The organism is Streptomyces roseoverticillatus (assembly GCF_000719265.1).
Classification (GTDB): domain Bacteria; phylum Actinomycetota; class Actinomycetes; order Streptomycetales; family Streptomycetaceae; genus Streptomyces; species Streptomyces roseoverticillatus.
In genome coordinates this window covers 123312-139042 of the sequence record NZ_JOFL01000006.1, presented here as the reverse complement: position 1 = coordinate 139042, position 15731 = coordinate 123312, and the positions used below count along the sequence as shown (strand labels likewise).

The 15731-nt window shown below is 74.7% G+C and carries 13 protein-coding genes; 3 read left to right on the top strand and 10 right to left on the bottom strand.

The features are described 5' to 3' along the window. Positions 1 to 195: 195 nt before the first annotated feature. From IF61_RS0108090 to IF61_RS0108060, 6 genes are all read right to left on the bottom strand, one after another. A complete protein-coding gene (locus IF61_RS0108090) occupies positions 196 to 1029 on the bottom strand; it encodes an ATP-grasp domain-containing protein (RefSeq protein ID WP_052392503.1) in 834 nt (277 codons plus the stop codon). Then, the gene (locus IF61_RS0108085) at positions 1026 to 1916 is read right to left on the bottom strand and encodes an ATP-grasp domain-containing protein (protein WP_052392502.1); all 891 of its coding nucleotides are present in this window, start codon (positions 1914 to 1916) and stop codon (positions 1026 to 1028) included. The genes IF61_RS0108090 and IF61_RS0108085 overlap by 4 nt, the downstream gene beginning before the upstream one ends. A gap of 543 nt (positions 1917 to 2459) precedes the next feature. Next, positions 2460 to 3107, bottom strand: coding sequence for a DUF4142 domain-containing protein (locus IF61_RS33250; protein ID WP_078660045.1), 648 nt, complete (start codon positions 3105 to 3107; stop codon positions 2460 to 2462). Between the two features lie 122 nt (positions 3108 to 3229). After that, entirely contained in the window at positions 3230 to 4807 is a 1578-nt protein-coding gene (locus IF61_RS0108070) for an alpha/beta hydrolase (protein ID WP_052392500.1), read from the bottom strand. Between the two features lie 22 nt (positions 4808 to 4829). Continuing rightward, positions 4830 to 6293, bottom strand: a complete 1464-nt coding sequence (locus tag IF61_RS0108065; protein ID WP_052392499.1) for an MFS transporter — start codon at positions 6291 to 6293, stop codon at positions 4830 to 4832. A 24-nt stretch (positions 6294 to 6317) separates the two neighbouring features. Continuing rightward, complete coding sequence (locus tag IF61_RS0108060) at positions 6318 to 7007, bottom strand: TetR/AcrR family transcriptional regulator (protein ID WP_030365574.1); 690 nt, start codon at positions 7005 to 7007, stop codon at positions 6318 to 6320. 48 nt (positions 7008 to 7055) lie between these two features. Here IF61_RS0108060 and IF61_RS0108055 point away from each other — a divergent pair, with 48 nt between their 5' ends. After that, positions 7056 to 8630 carry an FAD-dependent oxidoreductase gene (locus tag IF61_RS0108055; RefSeq protein WP_030365573.1) on the top strand — a complete coding sequence of 525 codons (1575 nt, stop codon included), beginning with the start codon at positions 7056 to 7058 and terminating at the stop codon, positions 8628 to 8630. Between the two features lie 132 nt (positions 8631 to 8762). On the opposite strand, the gene IF61_RS36860 is transcribed toward IF61_RS0108055, so the two are convergent. From IF61_RS36860 to IF61_RS0108040, 3 genes are all read right to left on the bottom strand, one after another. Next, positions 8763 to 10073 (bottom strand): sensor histidine kinase, encoded by a 1311-nt coding sequence (locus IF61_RS36860; RefSeq protein WP_397945263.1) that lies wholly within the window; start codon positions 10071 to 10073, stop codon positions 8763 to 8765. Beyond that, positions 10070 to 10810: a hypothetical protein gene (locus tag IF61_RS36855; protein ID WP_052392498.1), complete on the bottom strand. Its 741-nt coding sequence runs from the start codon at positions 10808 to 10810 to the stop codon at positions 10070 to 10072. The genes IF61_RS36860 and IF61_RS36855 overlap by 4 nt, the downstream gene beginning before the upstream one ends. 227 nt (positions 10811 to 11037) lie before the next feature. Then, positions 11038 to 11439, bottom strand: a complete 402-nt coding sequence (locus tag IF61_RS0108040) for a DUF937 domain-containing protein (protein WP_030365570.1) — start codon at positions 11437 to 11439, stop codon at positions 11038 to 11040. A 214-nt stretch (positions 11440 to 11653) separates the two neighbouring features. Here IF61_RS0108040 and IF61_RS0108035 point away from each other — a divergent pair, with 214 nt between their 5' ends. Beyond that, positions 11654 to 13933 (top strand): terpene synthase family protein, encoded by a 2280-nt coding sequence (locus tag IF61_RS0108035; RefSeq protein WP_211264845.1) that lies wholly within the window; start codon positions 11654 to 11656, stop codon positions 13931 to 13933. Positions 13934 to 14075: 142 nt separating this feature from the next. Here IF61_RS0108035 and IF61_RS0108030 read toward each other — a convergent pair whose 3' ends face one another. Next, positions 14076 to 14636 carry a CGNR zinc finger domain-containing protein gene (locus tag IF61_RS0108030; RefSeq protein ID WP_030365568.1) on the bottom strand — a complete coding sequence of 187 codons (561 nt, stop codon included), beginning with the start codon at positions 14634 to 14636 and terminating at the stop codon, positions 14076 to 14078. Between the two features lie 69 nt (positions 14637 to 14705). Between IF61_RS0108030 and IF61_RS0108025 the strand changes: the two genes are divergently transcribed. Beyond that, positions 14706 to 15680, top strand: coding sequence for a phosphotriesterase family protein (locus tag IF61_RS0108025; protein WP_052392497.1), 975 nt, complete (start codon positions 14706 to 14708; stop codon positions 15678 to 15680). Positions 15681 to 15731 lie beyond the last annotated feature (51 nt).

Below are 15731 nucleotides of genomic sequence, written 5' to 3'. Positions count from 1 at the left end.
GGCGCAGGGCGCACCCCCACGAACCCGCGGTCGAGGGCCGCTCCCAGCAGACGCAGGCCCTGTCTTCCATGAACCCGCCGCCGCGGCGCTCAGCCACCACCGGCCTGACCGGCGGTGCCGTCCACGCCTCAGACCGTTCGGCACCGCCGGGCACCACGCCAGTGGTCGCTCGCCGCCGCGGCGGAAGAAAGACCGTCAGCTCACCGGCTGGGCCGGGGCCAGTGCGCGGGGGCGGTGCGCGCCCGCCGCCGTGCTGAGCGTCAAGGACGCCAGCGCCTCCGGCGCGCCGGACTGGCCGCGGATGCCCGGGAAGGCGTTGACGTCGACGATGAGGGGCGTTCCGGCGACGTCGAGGAGGTCGACGCCGTACACGTCCAGGGCGAAGACCTCGCCGACGCGCCGGACGACGTCGAGCCAGCCCGCCGGCAGCCGGTCGGTGGGCAGGGACTCGGTGCCCGTGCCGGCGGGGGGCGCGAGTTCGGAGCGGCGGAGGCCGGCGAAGACGTGGTCGCCGACGACCCACAGCTTGTGGTCCCAGCCGTCGTTGGGGGTGAAGCGCTGCACCACGACGGGCTCGTCGCCCCACTCGGCCGCGAGCACGGCGAGCCGTACGGGGTCGTCGACGCGGGCCACCAGGTCGTGGCGGCGGCTGTGCCGGCTCTTGATCACGACGGGGTAGGACAGGTCGCCGCGGGCGGCCAGGCCCACGAGGGAGGGCTCGGTGGCGGTGGCGACGAAGGGGAGGCCGGCCCGCAGGGCGATGCCGGCCATGGCGGTCCGGTCCTGGACTTGCGCGGTCGAGCCGGCCGAGTTCAGCACGGGCGCGCCGCGCTCTTCGAGGCGGCGGGCGAAGGCGAGGGCACGGGGGGTGCGGGTCTTGAGCAGGTAGACGTCGGCGAGGTCGCCGACCGGGGGGTCGGCGGCGGTCGCGGGGTCCAGGGCGGCCACGTGGTGGCGGGGCGTCAGCAGAGCCGTGGCGGCGGCGAGCAGCGGGTGGTCGGGGGAGGGCGTGAGCAGGCCTATCCTCATGCGTCGCCGCCCGGGGCGCCGCCGAGGGGCAGCGCGGCGGAGGCGCCCGCCGCGGGCAGGGGCCGCTCGCCTCCCGCGTCGGCGAGCCGCAGGATCGCCCAGGCCACGCGGGCGACCGCGTCGGGGACCTGACGGAAGCTGGGGAAGTCGTTGACGTCGACGACGACGGGGCCGTCGGGCCCGAGGACGACGTCCACGCCGTACAGGTCGAGGCCGAAGACCTCGCCGACGCGGGCGGCGATGGCGGCCACCTCCGCGCCGAGCGGCACCTGCCGTTCGACGGCGGGCTGGTCGGGGTGGAGGGGGGAGCAGCGCTCGGTGGCGTAGAGCCGGCCGTCGACGCAGTACACCTTGAGGTCGGTGCCGGAGTTGGGGACGTAGGGCTGGGCGATGAGCATGCCGCCGTGGGGCGACTCGTCGCGGGAGGCCGGGTCCGTGAGCCGGTCCGGGGAGGGCACGAGCCGTACGGCGCGGCCGGAGCTGCCGTCGGCGGGCTTGACGACGAGCGGGTAGGCGGCCGCGGGAACCTCCGCGAAGTCCTCGATGCGCAGGGCCGCGTAGGTGACGGGCACCGGCAGGCCGTGCCGCTCGGCGGTCACGGCGGCCAGCACCTTGTCGCGCACGCCGCGGATGGCGCGGGCGTCGTTGACGGTGGTGAGGCCGGCGCCGGCCGCGGCTTCCAGCAGGGTGAGGCCGGGGCCGCCGGAGACGGTCTTGAGGACCCAGGCGTCGTGGCGGCCGGCGGCCACCGCGTCGGAGAGCCTGAGGAGCGAGCCGCCGGGCCTGAGCACGTCCACGTGGTGGCCCCAGGACCTGAGTTGGCGGATGACATCCACCGGCATGCCGTCGTGCCGGTACTGCTCCTCCACCAGGAAGCAGAGTCTCATTGATGCATCCTCGTAATCCCCGGACATCCGCCGATCCCGTCCGGCAGAACTCATGACGGCCCAGGATGCCATGCGGGCAGGGCAGGGCATGACCAGGCCTGTCTCAATTCCGTAGCAGTCCGGCCGTCCCCCGGCCGCTTTTCTCCGGATACGACCGACTGATACCCCATCAGATACGGGCCGACCCCCGTAGAACGACGGACGGGGGCGGCTGCAGCAGGGCTACGCACGCCGGGACTTCATTGGCCGATACATCGGCTTCGCCGTGGCCGGGAGCCTCCCGGGAACTGCATGGGTTCCGGCGGAGATGAATGCTTCAGTGGCGGTTCGGGCGGGAAAGATAGCTGCAGCCTGAAATATGCGGGCGGCGGGCGGACCTGCCGCGCGCCGCCCGCCGCGAGGGTGCTCCTCGGGGCGGCGCCGGAGGAGGCGAGCGCCGCCGGGCCGCACGCCGAGCCCGACGCCGCGCTCGACGATCCGGGCCGAGAGCAGCCGCCGGCCGCGGCCGGCTGAGCGCCGGGGCGGCCCGCGGCCGGCGGCCCGTCAGCGTTCCTTCTGGCACACCTGCACTTTCGCCAGGTGAGCGGCGATGATGGGTCTCGCCATCCGGGCCGCCTCGCGCACCTCGGCGTTCTTCCCCTTGGCGATCTCGTCGTCGAGGAGTTCGAGGGCCTGGACGTGCCCGGCCTCCGCGGCCTTGAGCCAGAGCGTGTCGTACTCCCGTTTGTGCGCCTTCTTGCGCATGTCGCGCAGCGACCTGCGCTGCTCGGTCGTCTCCTTGCCGGGCAGGGTCACCTTCAGGCGGCGGGCCAGATCCCTGAGCTCCTTGTCCATCGTGGTGTGGTCCTTGACGAGGGTCTCGGCCGTCTTCTTGACGCACGGCATGACGGCGTTCTTCGCGGCGTCCCTGCTCATGGCGATCTCCGCCAGACCGGCCTGGCGGGCCGTCCTCAGGAAGGCGCCGTCGGTCTCCGCCCTGGTCCCCGTCCTCTTCCCGTGCTTCTTCCCCGGCTTCTTCCCGTGCTGCTCTCCCGGCTTCTTCTCCGACTTCTTGTCCGCCGTGTGCTCGGCCGTGTACTCCGTCTTCTTGTCCGTCTCCTCCCCCTTGTCGCAGGCGAGCGCGGCACCTGCCGGTGCTGTCGCCAGGACGAGGGCTGCCGCTGCGGCCGTGAACCGGTGTCCCATACGCATCCTGCACACTCCATTTCGTTCGGTGACGCCCTACGGGCTGATGCCTGCCCGGGTGCCGGGCGTGGCGCATCAGCCCGGCCGTCACTCCCCCTCCAATGGAGCACCGGAAGGCCGCCGGTGCGTCAGGTGCAGCGGGTCCGGTCGGCCGGCAGCCTCCCGTCCAGGAGGAACGCGTCGACCTTCTCGTTGACGCAGTCGGCGTCCGACGAGCCGTAGACGCCGTGCCCGCCGCCCGTGTCCGTCATGGTGACCGCCGACGGGCCGAGGGCCCGGGCCATGCGGCGCAGCCACGCCACGGGGGTCGCGGGGTCGAACTCGGGGGTGTGCAGGAGGATCTTCGGGGCGCGGGGGGCGGCGACGTCGTGGGAGCCGTCGTCCCCGGCCTGCGGCCATCCGGTGCACGCGGCCATGCCGGCGGCCAGGGCGGGGCCGAAGACGGGGGACGCCTCGACGAAGTCGTCGTAGGCGGCGGCTACCTGGTCGGCGGTGTAACGGCTCCTGGTGTCGGCGCAGTTGACGGCCGCCGTCGCGGAACCGGCACCGGCACGGTCTCCGGTGTCCTTGCCGCCGGCGCGGGCGACGGCTTCCCGGGCCATGTGCGCGGCCTCCCCGGGGCGCAGCCGGTGGACGATGGCCGCGAGGAGGTTGGGGGCCTCGGGGAGGCCCTCGCGGGACCGCAGGAGGCCCATGGTCTGGGTGACGGCCGCCTCCCGGTCGAGGGTGGTGCCGTTCACCCACGGCAGCGGGTGTTCGTCGAGGCGGTTGAAGGCCGCGGTGACGGTCTCCATGGCGCGGTCGGTGTCGGAGCCGAGGATGCAGTCCTCGTCGCCGCGCCGGGTGCAGATCTCCACCGCGTGGCGCAGGGCCTTCTGGTAGGCGGCGGTGCGGGCGAGGGCGTTCCTGCGCAGGTCGGGCGCCGGGTCGTCGACGCTGTCCATGACCATGCGGCCGACCTTGTGCGGGTAGCGGTGGGCGTAGGCGGCGCCGAGCCGGGTGCCCTGCGCGTAGCCGAGGTAGTTCAGCCTGTCCTCGCCGAGGGCGGCACGCAGCACGTCCAGGTCCTTGGCGGCGTGGACGGTGCCGAGGTAGGGCAGGACGGGCCCGGTGCGCTTGGCGCAGTCGTGCAGGGCCTTGGCCCGGTCGCCGATGCGGTCGGCGAGTTCGGAGGCGTCGCCTGCGCCGTCCGCGTCGTCGTCCCGGCCGCGGGCGGCGTCCGGGAGGCCGTCGCCGGTGCCGCAGCGGACCGGGGAGCTGGCGCCGGCGCCGCGCGGGTCGAAGGCGACGAGGTCGTAGCGGCCGGCGGCCTTGCCGAAGCCGTCCGGGCCGCGGGCGCCGAGCTGTCCGAGCCCGGACGCGCCCGGGCCGCCGAAGCCGACGACGAGGGAGCCGAGGCGGTGGTCCCGGTCCGCGGCGCGGTAGCGCATGAGGGCGAGCCGCAGCTCGCCCTTGGCGGGGTCGTCGTAGCTGTGGGGGACGGTGAGGCGGGCGCACTCGGCCGTGCGGCCGGCGTTGCGCGTCTCGTCCCTGACCGTCCTGTCCTGCTCCCGGGAGCAGGGTTCCCAGGAGATCTCCTGGTCGTAATAGCGGGTCAGATCCGGCCGGCCTGCCGCCTCGTCACGGCTCGCGCAGCCGGTGAGACCGCATGCCAGCAGGGTGGCGGCGAGGGGGAGGGAGAGGGAGGGTGCGAGTACGGACCTCATGCCGCGGACGGTACTTGTCCCGCTAGCGTCCGGCGCCTCGTGCGGGTCGTCCGGGTGATGTGCGGCTCGTGTTACGGCGTGTCGGCGGGCCGAGCGCCACGGCGACGGCGACGAGGAGCGCGACGCCCAGCAGGACGGCGACGGCCCGGTGCGGTCCGGCCGCCCCGGAGAGGTGGAGGGCGAGGGTGACCAGGGCGATGCCGAGGGCGGTCCCGAGGCCGCGGACCATATTGACCAGCCCGCCCCCGGTGCCGGAGGCGGAGGCCGGCACCGCCCCCATGACCAGGGCGTTGTTGGCGGGCGTGAAGGTGCCGAGGCCCAGGCCGAGGAGCGCGAGGAGCGGCACCAGCGGTACGGCGGTCAGCGGCAGGGCGAGCATCGCGGCCAGGGCGGCGGCCGCGACGGCCGCGCCGAGCAGGCACCGGGCCCGGTCGCCGAGCGCCACGGGCAGGACGCGGTCCGCGCAGGTCGCCGCCAGCGCGAAGCCGGCCGGAAGGGCCGTCAGGACCAGTCCGGCGTGCAGCTCGGAGGAGCCGGCGCCGGTCAGCACGACCGGCACGAGCACGAGCGGGCCGAAGAGGACGAGGTAGGCGCCGAGCGCCCCGGCGAGCCCCGTGGCGACGGCCCGGCGCCGCAGCAGGGCGGGGTCGACCAGCGGGCGGGCGGCGCGCCGCTCGCGCAGCGCGAAGCCCCGGGCCGCCACGGCGGCGAGGGCGAACAGGGCGGCGACGGCCCAGACGGGCACGGACAGGCCGGACAGCATGGACAGGCCCAGCAGCAGCGAGGTGGTCGCGACCGCCAGGAGCACCGGGCCGAGCCGGTCGGCACCGGCCACGGGGCTGCGCGTACGGGTGCGGGGCAGCAGGTACTGGCCGGCGACGAGGGCGGCGACGCCGACGGGCACGTTGACCGCGAAGACCCAGCGCCAGCCGAGCCCGGCCACCAGGGCGCCGCCGACGGTCGGGCCGAGGGCGAGCCCCAGGGCCTGGGCCGCGGCCTGCACGCCGAGGGCGGCGCGCATCTTCCCGCGCGGGGCGCTGGTGGTCACCAGGGCCACGCTGTTGGCCTGCATCATCGCGGCCCCGGCGGCCTGCAGCACCCGGAACCCGACGAGGACGCCGAGGGACGGGGCGAGGGCGCAGGCGGCGGAGGCGAGGGTGAAGACCAGGAACCCGTAGAGGTAGAACAGCTTGCGGCCGTGGGCGTCCGCGAGCCGGCCCACCGGCACCAGCAGGGCGACGAGCGTGAGGAGGTAGGCCAGCGAGACCCACTCGACGGCGGCCAGCGAGGCGTGGAACTCGCTGCGCAGCCCGCCGTAGGCGAGGGTGACGATGCTCGCGTCGAGCTGGCCCATGAAGGCGCCGAAGCACACTGTGGCCACGGCGAGCCGCCAGCCCCCGGCGCGGGTCCGTATGCGCTCGGGGCGGGGCCGTTCCTCGACGAGGGCCGCGGTCCACGGCCGGTGGCGGCGAGGCTGCGGTGGCATGCGGCTGAGGCTACACCGGGCGCGTCAGGGGCTCCCGGGCGCGCGGGCCGGGCCGCCGAGCGCCCGCAGCGCCGCCTCCAGGGCGTCGAACGTGGTGTCGATGAGCGCGCGGTGGCCGGGGGCGGCGTCGTCAGCGCGCTCGCCCGCCAGCAGCCGGGCCATGGTGGTGGCGCAGACGGTGCGGTAGGCGGTGACGGTGAGGGCCGCGGTCAGCCGGGGCACCGGGTCGCCGGGGCGGGCTCCGGTCGTCTCGGCGACGGCCTGCGCGACGGCGCCTTCCAGTTCCTCGACGGCTTCGCGGACGCGGGCGCGCAGGGCGGGCGAGTCCAGGATGACGCGCCAGAACGCCGGGAACGTGTCGCCCAGGGCGCCGAGGGGGTGGCGCGCGTCGGCGAGTCCGAGGAAGAGGCGGCGGACGGGCTCGGCGGCGGTCTCGCCGGGGCGCCGTTCGCGGACGGCCCGGGTGAAGAGGGCGAGCGCTTCCGGGATCCGGTCGAGGTAGAGGTCCTCCTTGCGCGCGAAGTGGTTGAAGACCGTCATCGCCGAGACGCCGGCGGCCTCGGCGACCTCCGCGACGGTCACCTTGTCGAAGCCGCGGGCGGCGAAGAGCCGTGTGGCCACGTCGGAGATCCGCTGCCGGGTCTGCTGCTTCTTCCGCTCGCGCAGGGAGAGTCCGTCGTCGGGGGCGGGCCGGGAAGCCGGGTCGGAAATCATGGAGAAAACTATACCCGGCATAAACTTTTAGTGACTATAGTCAAGGCTATGGACTACGACGTTGTTGTGGCAGGAGCAGGACCGGTCGGGCTGACGCTGGCGTGCGAGCTGCGGCTGGCGGGGGTGGACGTCCTCGTCGTCGAGCGGCTGACCGAGGTCGACACGACCATCAAGGCGGGGGCCATCAACACGCCCTCCGCGGAGGCCTTCTACCGGCGCGGCCTGCTGCCCGCCCTGGCCGCGATCCAGCAGGAGAACCTCGACCGCATCAGCGGTTTCATGGCGCAGCAGCAGGGCGGCCGCGGCGGCCCGGTGAAGATGCCGCCCAAGTTCGCCGGGCACTTCGCCGGCATCCCGCTCAGCGGCGCCCTGCTGGACACCGCCGACCCCGACTTCGCGGGCGCCGGCCCGGCCGGGGACGTCGGCTTCGTCCCCCAGGAACCCCTGGAGCGCCTGCTCGGTGAGCGGGCCGCGGAGCTGGGCGTGGAGGTGCGCCGCGGCGCGGAGCTGACGGGCTTCGACGCGGACGACGAGGGCGTCACCGTGCACGTGGGCGGCACCGCGGTCCGGGCGGGCTGGCTGGTGGGCTGCGACGGCGGCCGCAGCACGGTCCGCAAGCTCGGCGGCTTCGCCTTCCCCGGCACCGACCCGTCCATCACGGGGCATCAGGCGATGGTGACGATGGAGGGCGCCGAGGCCCTCGGCAAGGGCTGGAACCGGACGCCCACGGGCACCTACGCGCACGGGCCGTTCCCCGGGCGCATCCTCACCGTCGAGTTCGACGGGCCGCCCGCCGACCGCGACGCCCCCATCACCGCCGGGGAGCTGCAGGCCGCCCTGCGCCACGTCTCCGGCGCCGACGTCACCGTCACCGCCGTGCACACCGCCACCCGCTTCACCGACAACGCCCGCCAGGCCGCCGACTACCGCTCCGGGCGGGTGCTGCTGGCCGGGGACGCCGCCCACGTGCACTCGCCGTTCGGCGGCCAGGGCCTGAACCTCGGCATCGGCGACGCGATGAACCTCGGCTGGAAGCTCGCCGCCACCGTACGCGGCTGGGCGCCCGAGGGCCTGCTGGACACCTACACCGCCGAGCGGCACCCCATCGGCGCTTGGGTGCTGGAGTGGACCCGGGCCCAGGTCGCGCTGATGCGGCCCGAGTCCCACGCGATGGCGCTGCGCGAGGTGGTCGCGGAGTACGCGAACACCGTCGCCGGCACGACGTTCTTCACCAAGAAGATCTCCGGCGTGTGGCAGCGCCACGACTCCATGGCCGCACCCGGCGACCACCCGCTCGTCGGCGGCAGCGCCCCGGACCTCGAACTCGCCGGCGGCGGCAGGCTCGCCGACCACCTCCACGACGGCCGCGCCCTCCTCCTGGACCTCGCGGACGCGCCCGCGATACGGGCCGCCGCCGAGGGGTACGGCGACCGGGTGTCGGTGGTGACCGCCGCGGCGCCGGAGTGCCCGGAGCTGGCGGGGCTGCTGGTCCGCCCGGACGGCTTCACGGCGTGGGCCGCGGACGCGGCTTCCCTCCCGGACGCGGCCGGCGCGCTCGGCGGCGCGCTGTCCCGCTGGTTCGGCACCCGGGCCGCGGTCCCCGCCGGGGCTCGAGCGGCCTGATCCACAGATCTCCGGAGTCCGCCGGACCCCCGCCGTCGTGGTGATACGCCGTTACGGCGGGAGGTAATGTGCGCCGGCACGTCGCCGGGCACCGGCGCCCGCGGCTCGACCCGCCGCGGCCGGGCCGCCCGGCTACTCCGGCTCCTCCGGCCGCGCCGCGTACTCGTCGTACTCGGGCAGCGTCAGGGTGGTCAGCGCGCCGCCGCCGGGGGCGTTGGCGAACGTGAGCTCCGCGTGGATGGTGCGGGCCTGGCCGATGGCGATGGTCAGGCCCAGGCCGTGCCCCTTGCCGCCGGTGCGCGTCGGCTCGGTGCGGAAGCGCTGCGGGCCGCCTTCGAGGAGGTAGCCCGGGTAGCCCTCGCCGTGGTCGCGGATGGAGACGACCGGGCCGTCGACGGTGACGACGACGGGCGGGCGGCCGTGCCGGTGGGCGTTGGCGAGCAGGTTGCTCAGCACCCGCTCCAGGCGGCGCCGGTCGGTCTCCACGCACGCGTCCCGTACGACGTGGACCTCGGCCTCCAGTCCGGAGGCGCGGACGGCCCGCTCGGTGAGCTGCCCGAGAAAGTGCGCGTCCAGGTCGGCCTGCTCCGTCAGCGAGTCGAGCCGGGAGATCTCCAGCAGGTCCTCGGTGAGGCGGCGCAGGGTCTGCACCCGGTCGCGCACGAGCTCGGTGGGGCGGCCCGGCGGCAGCAGGTCCGCGGCGGCCTGCAGGCCGGCGAGCGGGGTGCGCAGCTCGTGGGCGACATCGGCGGTGAAGCGCTGCTCGCTCTGCAGCCGGGCCTGCAGGGTGCCCGCCATGGCGTCGAGCGCCGCGGCGACGGCGGCGACCTCGTCCTGCTCGCGGGCGGGGCGCGTGGTGCGCGGGTCGGCGACGCGGGCGTCGAGGTCGCCCGCGCTGATGCGGCGGGCCACGTCGGCGGTGCGGTGCAGCCGGCGGGTGACCCGCGAGACGGCGAAGACGCCGATGAGCAGGGTGCCGCCGATGGCCAGCGTGGCGGAGCCGGCGATGGCCCGGTCGAGGCCGTCGATGGTGTCCTTGCTGTGCCGGTAGTCGAAGCGGGCGGTGATGACGCCGGCGTCGGCGGGCCCGGCGGCCCACATGGTGGGGGTGCCGTCGTGGTCGCCGAGGGCGGTGCCGCGCTCGCCGCGCAGCGCCATCTCCCGGAGCCGCCGCGGGAGGTCGGACGGGTTCAGGGACGCGGGGTGGTGCATCGGGTCGCCGGACGCGTAGGCCTTGGTGGCGGAGTCGAGCCGCGCGAGGGCCTCGGACCGGGCCTGGTGAACGGTCTGGCGGGTGACGATGACGTGCACGAGGACGCCGAGCACGGTCGCGACGACGCAGCACACGACGGCGAGGAAGAGCGTGAACTTCCCGTAGAGCGAGCCGAGGCGGGAGAGCCTGCGGAGCCGGGCCCGCAGGCCCCGCGGCCGGGCGGCGGTCACGAGCGCCCCTCGCCGTCGCGCTGCGTGCCGGAGGAGGCGGGGTTCTCGGCGCGGCGGATCTCGTAGCGCCGGAAGTCCATGTAGTGGGTCTGGGCGTTCCAGGTGTAGACGGAGCGCAGGGCGTAGTGGGGGGTCGTCCAGGGCTCCCAGACGATGAGGTCGCGGCCCGCCACCTCGATGGACGAGGGCTGGGCGATGGTCGACAGGACGCGCGTGGGCTCGCCCTTGACCAGGGTGTAGGCGCGCAGCGAGAGGAAGTGGTCCTCCATCTCGATGCCGACGACCAGGTCGTCGCGGCCGTCGCCGGTGAGGTCGCTGTAGACGGGCTTGCGCATGGGGCAGTTCCGCTGCTGCCGCGCGGCGGAGCACGACGAGGCCAGCTTGGCCGCGGTGGCGTCGTCGAGGGCGTCCGCTCCGGTGGTCTTGCGGTTGGCCGCGACCTCGGCCTTGACCAGGGCGTACGCATCGAGTTTGTGGATGTCGCCGGAGGGGACGGGGGCGACGCCGGGGACCTTCTCGGCCGTCTCGCCGTCGTGCTGCGGCCCGCTCGGCGAGGGCGCGGGCGTCGCCTGCGGCCAGAGCCTGGAGGGCGCCGAGGCGGGGGCCGTGCGTCCGGCGCCGACCGGCTCGCCCGCGCTCGCGCACCCCGTCACCGCGGTCACCGCCGCCGCGAGCGCGGCCAGCGCCCCGAGCGCCCGCAGGGGGCGCCTGCGGGGCGCGGTACGCGGGCGCGGCACGGCTCTCCCGGCGTCGGGACGGGCGGATCGGGGCACTCGGGGGGTCCATCGTCGGCTGGCGGCGGCCCTCTGTGCGGGGCCGGGATACAGCACGATGTTATGCGAGCCGCCCGGTGCGCCCGCCGGATCCGCCGCGGGGAGCCGCCGGCCGCCCCCGGGGCCTGCGCCCGCCGCCGCCCGGCGGGACGGCCGCGGCGGTGCGGCGGCCGTCCCGCGGGCCGTGCGGTCTACCGCTTCCTTCCCCGGCGCTTGGCGATGGCGGTCATGACGACGGGCAGGAGCAGTTCGAGCGCCCGGGCGACCTGGGCGGCCGGCAGGCCCGTACGTTTGGCGACGGTCTCGGCGACGGGTTTGGTGATCCTGCCGAGGACGCCGGACATCAGCCCGCCGCCTAGGCCGGTGCCGCCCAGCCCCTGCGCGAGACCGCCGAACCCGCCGAGGCCGGCCGCTCCGGCCGGGGCCGCTCCGTTGCCGTTCTCGCGGGTGAGGTCCTCGGGGAGGGCCGCGACGGTCTCGCGCACCATCTGCGTCGCCCCGTCGGCGTCGGTGCCGAGCTCCCCCGCGAGCTCCTGGATGCGGTCCTCGCCCAGTTCGTCCAGTACGTCCTTCTGCAGCGCTTCATCGCCCATGGGGCCGACATTACGCGGGCCGAACAGATCTCGGTACGCAAGGTAGTGCGGCGGTCACCGTGCGGGACGGCGTGCGCCGGTGCGCCGTCCCGCACGGAAGCGGCGTCACCGTTTTAAAGATCCTTAAGCGGCGGGCTCCGGCTTTCACCTCATTGAGGGGAAATACGACCTTCCGATCTACCTGCCCGGGGCACGCGAACTAGCGTGGGCGGCCATGTCACACCCCTTCGAACTCCCCTCCTTCTACATGCCTTACCCCGCGCGCCTGAACCCCCATCTGGAAGGCGCCCGCGAGCACTCCAGGGCCTGGGCCCGCGAGATGAACATGCTGGAGGGCTCCGGCATCTGGGACGAGGCGGATCTGGACGCGCACGACTACGCCCTGCTGTGCTCGTACACCCACCCGGAGGCCTCCGGCCCGGTGCTCGATCTCGTCACCGACTGGTACGTCTGGGTGTTCTTCTTCGACGACCACTTCCTCGACGTCTTCAAGCGCACCGGTGACATGGCCGGCGCGAAGGCCTATCTCGACCGGCTGCCCGCCTTCATGCCCCTCGACTGCGGCAAGACCCCCGAGCCCACCAACCAGGTCGAGGCGGGCCTGGCCGACCTGTGGGCCCGGACGGCCCCGGCCATGTCGGAGGACTGGCGCCGCCGCTTCACCGAGAGCACGCGGCACCTGCTCAACGAGTCGATCTGGGAACTGTCCAACATCAACGAGGGCCGGATCGCCAACCCGGTCGAGTACATCGAGATGCGCCGCAAGGTGGGCGGCGCCCCCTGGTCGGCGGGCCTCGTCGAGTTCGCGGCGGGCGCCGAGGTCCCCGAGGCGATCGCCGCGAGCCGGCCGATGCGCGTGCTCAAGGACACCTTCGCGGACAGCGTGCACCTGCGCAACGACCTCTTCTCGTACGAGCGGGAGACTCAGAGCGAGGGCGAGCTGGCCAACGCCGTCCTCGTGCTGGAGCGGTTCCTGGGCTGCGGCACCCAGCAGGCCGCCGACACCGTCAACGACTGGCTCACCTCACGGCTCCAGCAGTTCGAGCACACCGCCCTGACCGAACTGGCGCCGCTCTTCGAGCTCCACGGCCTGGACCCGCAGGCCCGGCACGACGTCTTCGCCTACGTCAAGGGGCTCCAGGACTGGCAGTCCGGCGGCCACGAATGGCACATGCGCTCCAGCCGCTACATGAACGACGCCCCGCAGGACGCGGTCAACACCCCCGAAGCGCTGCTCGGCGGGCCGCTCGGGCTGGGCACCTCAGCGGCGCGCCAGTTCGCCTCCGTCGTGGCGTCCACGCCGGCGCGGCTGCGCAAGCACACGCACGTGCCCTTCCAGACGGTGGGCCACCTGCCGCTGCCCGACTTCCCCATGCCGTACCCGCTGCGGCTCAACCCCCACCTGGACGCCTCCCGGCGGAACAACCTCGCCTGGGGGCACCGCATGGGGATGCTGGCCCCCGACCCGGCCCTCCCCGGCTCCGGGCTGTGGACCGAGGAGAAGCTCGCGGACTACGACTTCGCCCTGTGCGCCGCGGGACTCCACCCGGAAGGCACCGCCGAGGAGCTCGACGTGGCGACGGACTGGCTGACCTGGGGCACGTACGGCGACGACTACTACCCCGTGGTGTTCGGCGGGCACACGGGGGCGGCCGGCATGGCCGCGGCGCAGGCCTGCACGGAGCGGCTCCTGCTGTTCATGCCGGTGGACTCCCCCGTCACCCCGCCCCCGGAGCACGTCCTGGAGCTCGGCCTGGCCGACCTGTGGGCGCGCACCACCGCAGCCATGAGCAGGGAGGAGCGCGCCGGTCTCCACGCCGCCGTCAAGGCGATGCTCGACGCCTGGCTGTGGGAGCTGTGGAACCAGAAGCAGCACCGCGTCCCCGAGCCGGTGGACTACATCGAGATGCGCCGCCACACCTTCGGGTCCGACATGACCCTGACGCTCTGCCGCAACGGCCTCGGCGCGGCGGTGCCGCCGGAGATCTACCGCACCCAGCCGGTGCAGGCCATGGAGAACGCGGCCATGGACTACGCCATCCTGATGAACGACGTCTTCTCGTACCAGAAGGAGATCCAGTTCGAGGGCGAGATCCACAACGCCGTGCTGGTCGTCGGGAACTTCTTCGACTGCGGGCGCGAGGAGGCGCTGGGCATCGTCAGCGATCTCCTGGCCTCCCGGATGCGGGAGTTCCAGTACGTGGTCGACCATCAGCTGCCGGTCCTCTTCGAGGACTTCGAGCTCGACGAGGAGGCCCGCGCGGGCCTCAGGCAGTACGCCCGGGAGCTGCAGGACTGGATGGCCGGGATCCTCAACTGGCACCACGGTTGCCGCCGCTACGGCGAGGAGGACCTCCTGCGCCACAAGGCCACCACCCCGGCGCTCTCGGCACCGCCGGTGGGCACCCCGACGGGCCTGGGCACGTCGGGCACCCGGCTGACGACGCTGCTGCGCGCGCCGGTGCGGGCTCCGGGCGGCCAGCCGGTCGGCTGACGGAGTCCGGTGGTGCCGTACCGGGCGGTCAGGTCTGCTCGGCGCCGGAGGAATGCTCCGCGGAGGCTGTTCGCCGCCGCTCGGTGGAGGGTGCTCGCTCGCGCCCTCCACCGGGCGGCGTCACCGGACGGCTGACACCGCCTCAGGTCGTACGGTGGCGCTCGCGGAAGGCCCGGACGCGGCCGCGGCTCGCGCAGGACGGTGAAGGGCACCAACGGCGGCGGCCGGTGGGGTTGGCGAAGACGCCGCGGCAGTCGTGCTCGGGGCAGACGGAGAGGGTGCGGCGTTCGGGGCCGGTGAGGTGGTCGGCGGCCTGCCGGGCGATGCGGGCGAGGGCCGCTCCCGTGGTGGCCGGCGGCTCGCGCAGCAGCCGGTCCGCCGCGACGAGCCGTACGGGATCGTGCTCCTCGCCGAGGAAACGGGTCAGCCCCTCGACGGCTTCGGCCGGCGGCGGCCGTTCCTCCGCGACGGACAGGGCGAGGGGGCGCAGGGTCTCCCGCAGGGTGTGGGCGCGGCGGAGGTCCTCGGCGCCGGGCGGCCGGGCGGGCGGCAGTTCGCTGCGGTCGAGCCACTCCGCCAGCCGCTGCGCAGTGGCCAGGCGCTCGACCGGGTGCGCGCTGAAGTGCCGGCCGCGGGTGGCGAGCAGGTTGAGCCAGGTGGCACCGCAGTCGAAGCGGAAGGCCAGGCGGTCCTCATCGGTCATGCGGACATCGTAACGGTTCACCCGTTACAGTGATCATGTCGCTTGCACGCCCGGACCGGAGGAGTCGTCGTGAGGCCTGTCGTACGGACCGTTCTGGGGGACGTCCCCGCAGCGGAGCTGGGGGTCTGCGACGCGCACGACCACCTGTTCATGCGCAGCCCCCGGCTGCCCGGCCAGGAGCTGGACGACGCGGAAGCGGCGGGCGAGGAGTTGCGCGCCTTCCGCGCGCTCGGCGGGCAGGCCGTGGTGCAGTGGACGCCCCGTGGGATGGGACGGCGGCGGGCCGACCTCGCGGCGCTGGCCTCGGCGACGGGGGCGCACGTGGTCGCCGCGACGGGGCTGCACCAGGCGGTGCACTACGCACGGGAGTACCTGGAGCGCGACCGGGACCGGCTCGCGGAGCTGTTCGTCCGGGATCTGACGGAGGGGCCGGTCCGGGCCGGGCTGGTGAAGGTCGCCGGGGGCTTCCACGGCCTCGACGAGCACGCGCGGCACGTCATGGCCGCCGCCGCGCAGGCGCACCACGCGACGGGCGCGGCCGTCGCCGTCCACCTAGAACTCGGCACGGGCGCCCTGGAGGTGCTGGACCTGCTGTGCGGGGAGCTGGACGTCCCGCCCGGCCGGGTCGTCCTCGGCCATCTCAACCGCTTCCCCGACCTGCGCGCGCCGCTCCGGGCCGCCCGGGAAGGGGCCTTCCTCGCCTTCGACGGCCCGTCGCGCGCCCACCACGCCACGGACTGGCGGCTGTTCGACGCGCTGACGGCCCTCGCCGGGGCGGGCCACGCCGACCGGGTCCTGCTGGGCGGCGACACCACGACGGCCGCGGCCCGCTCGTCGGCGGACGGCCCGGGCATGCCGTACCTGCTGCGCAGGCTTCGGCCGGCGTTGGCAGCGGAACTCGGCGAGGACTTCACACAGCAGGTGTTCGTCGCCAACCCGGCCCGTGCCTTTGCGGCCGACTGGCAGCCGGAGACCTCCACCGGAGGCGCGGTTGGACACCTGCGGGCCGTCCGTGGCTGGTCGCGCAGTTCCCCGCGCCCCTAAGGGACGCGGGGTCGCTCCGTCAGGGGCGGGCGCTCGTCAATGCGCGGGGCG

Coding starts and splice junctions, on each gene's coding strand:
- IF61_RS33250 (WP_078660045.1), bottom strand. CDS start 3,107: ATGCGTATGGGACACCGGTTCACGGCCGCAGCGGCAGCCCTCGTCCTG.
- IF61_RS0108035 (WP_211264845.1), top strand. CDS start 11,654: ATGTCACACCCCTTCGAACTCCCCTCCTTCTACATGCCTTACCCCGCG.
- IF61_RS0108060 (WP_030365574.1), bottom strand. CDS start 7,007: ATGATTTCCGACCCGGCTTCCCGGCCCGCCCCCGACGACGGACTCTCC.
- IF61_RS0108040 (WP_030365570.1), bottom strand. CDS start 11,439: ATGGGCGATGAAGCGCTGCAGAAGGACGTACTGGACGAACTGGGCGAG.
- IF61_RS0108070 (WP_052392500.1), bottom strand. CDS start 4,807: ATGAGGTCCGTACTCGCACCCTCCCTCTCCCTCCCCCTCGCCGCCACC.
- IF61_RS0108030 (WP_030365568.1), bottom strand. CDS start 14,636: ATGACCGATGAGGACCGCCTGGCCTTCCGCTTCGACTGCGGTGCCACC.
- IF61_RS0108055 (WP_030365573.1), top strand. CDS start 7,056: ATGGACTACGACGTTGTTGTGGCAGGAGCAGGACCGGTCGGGCTGACG.
- IF61_RS0108090 (WP_052392503.1), bottom strand. CDS start 1,029: ATGAGGATAGGCCTGCTCACGCCCTCCCCCGACCACCCGCTGCTCGCC.
- IF61_RS0108085 (WP_052392502.1), bottom strand. CDS start 1,916: ATGAGACTCTGCTTCCTGGTGGAGGAGCAGTACCGGCACGACGGCATG.
- IF61_RS0108065 (WP_052392499.1), bottom strand. CDS start 6,293: ATGCCACCGCAGCCTCGCCGCCACCGGCCGTGGACCGCGGCCCTCGTC.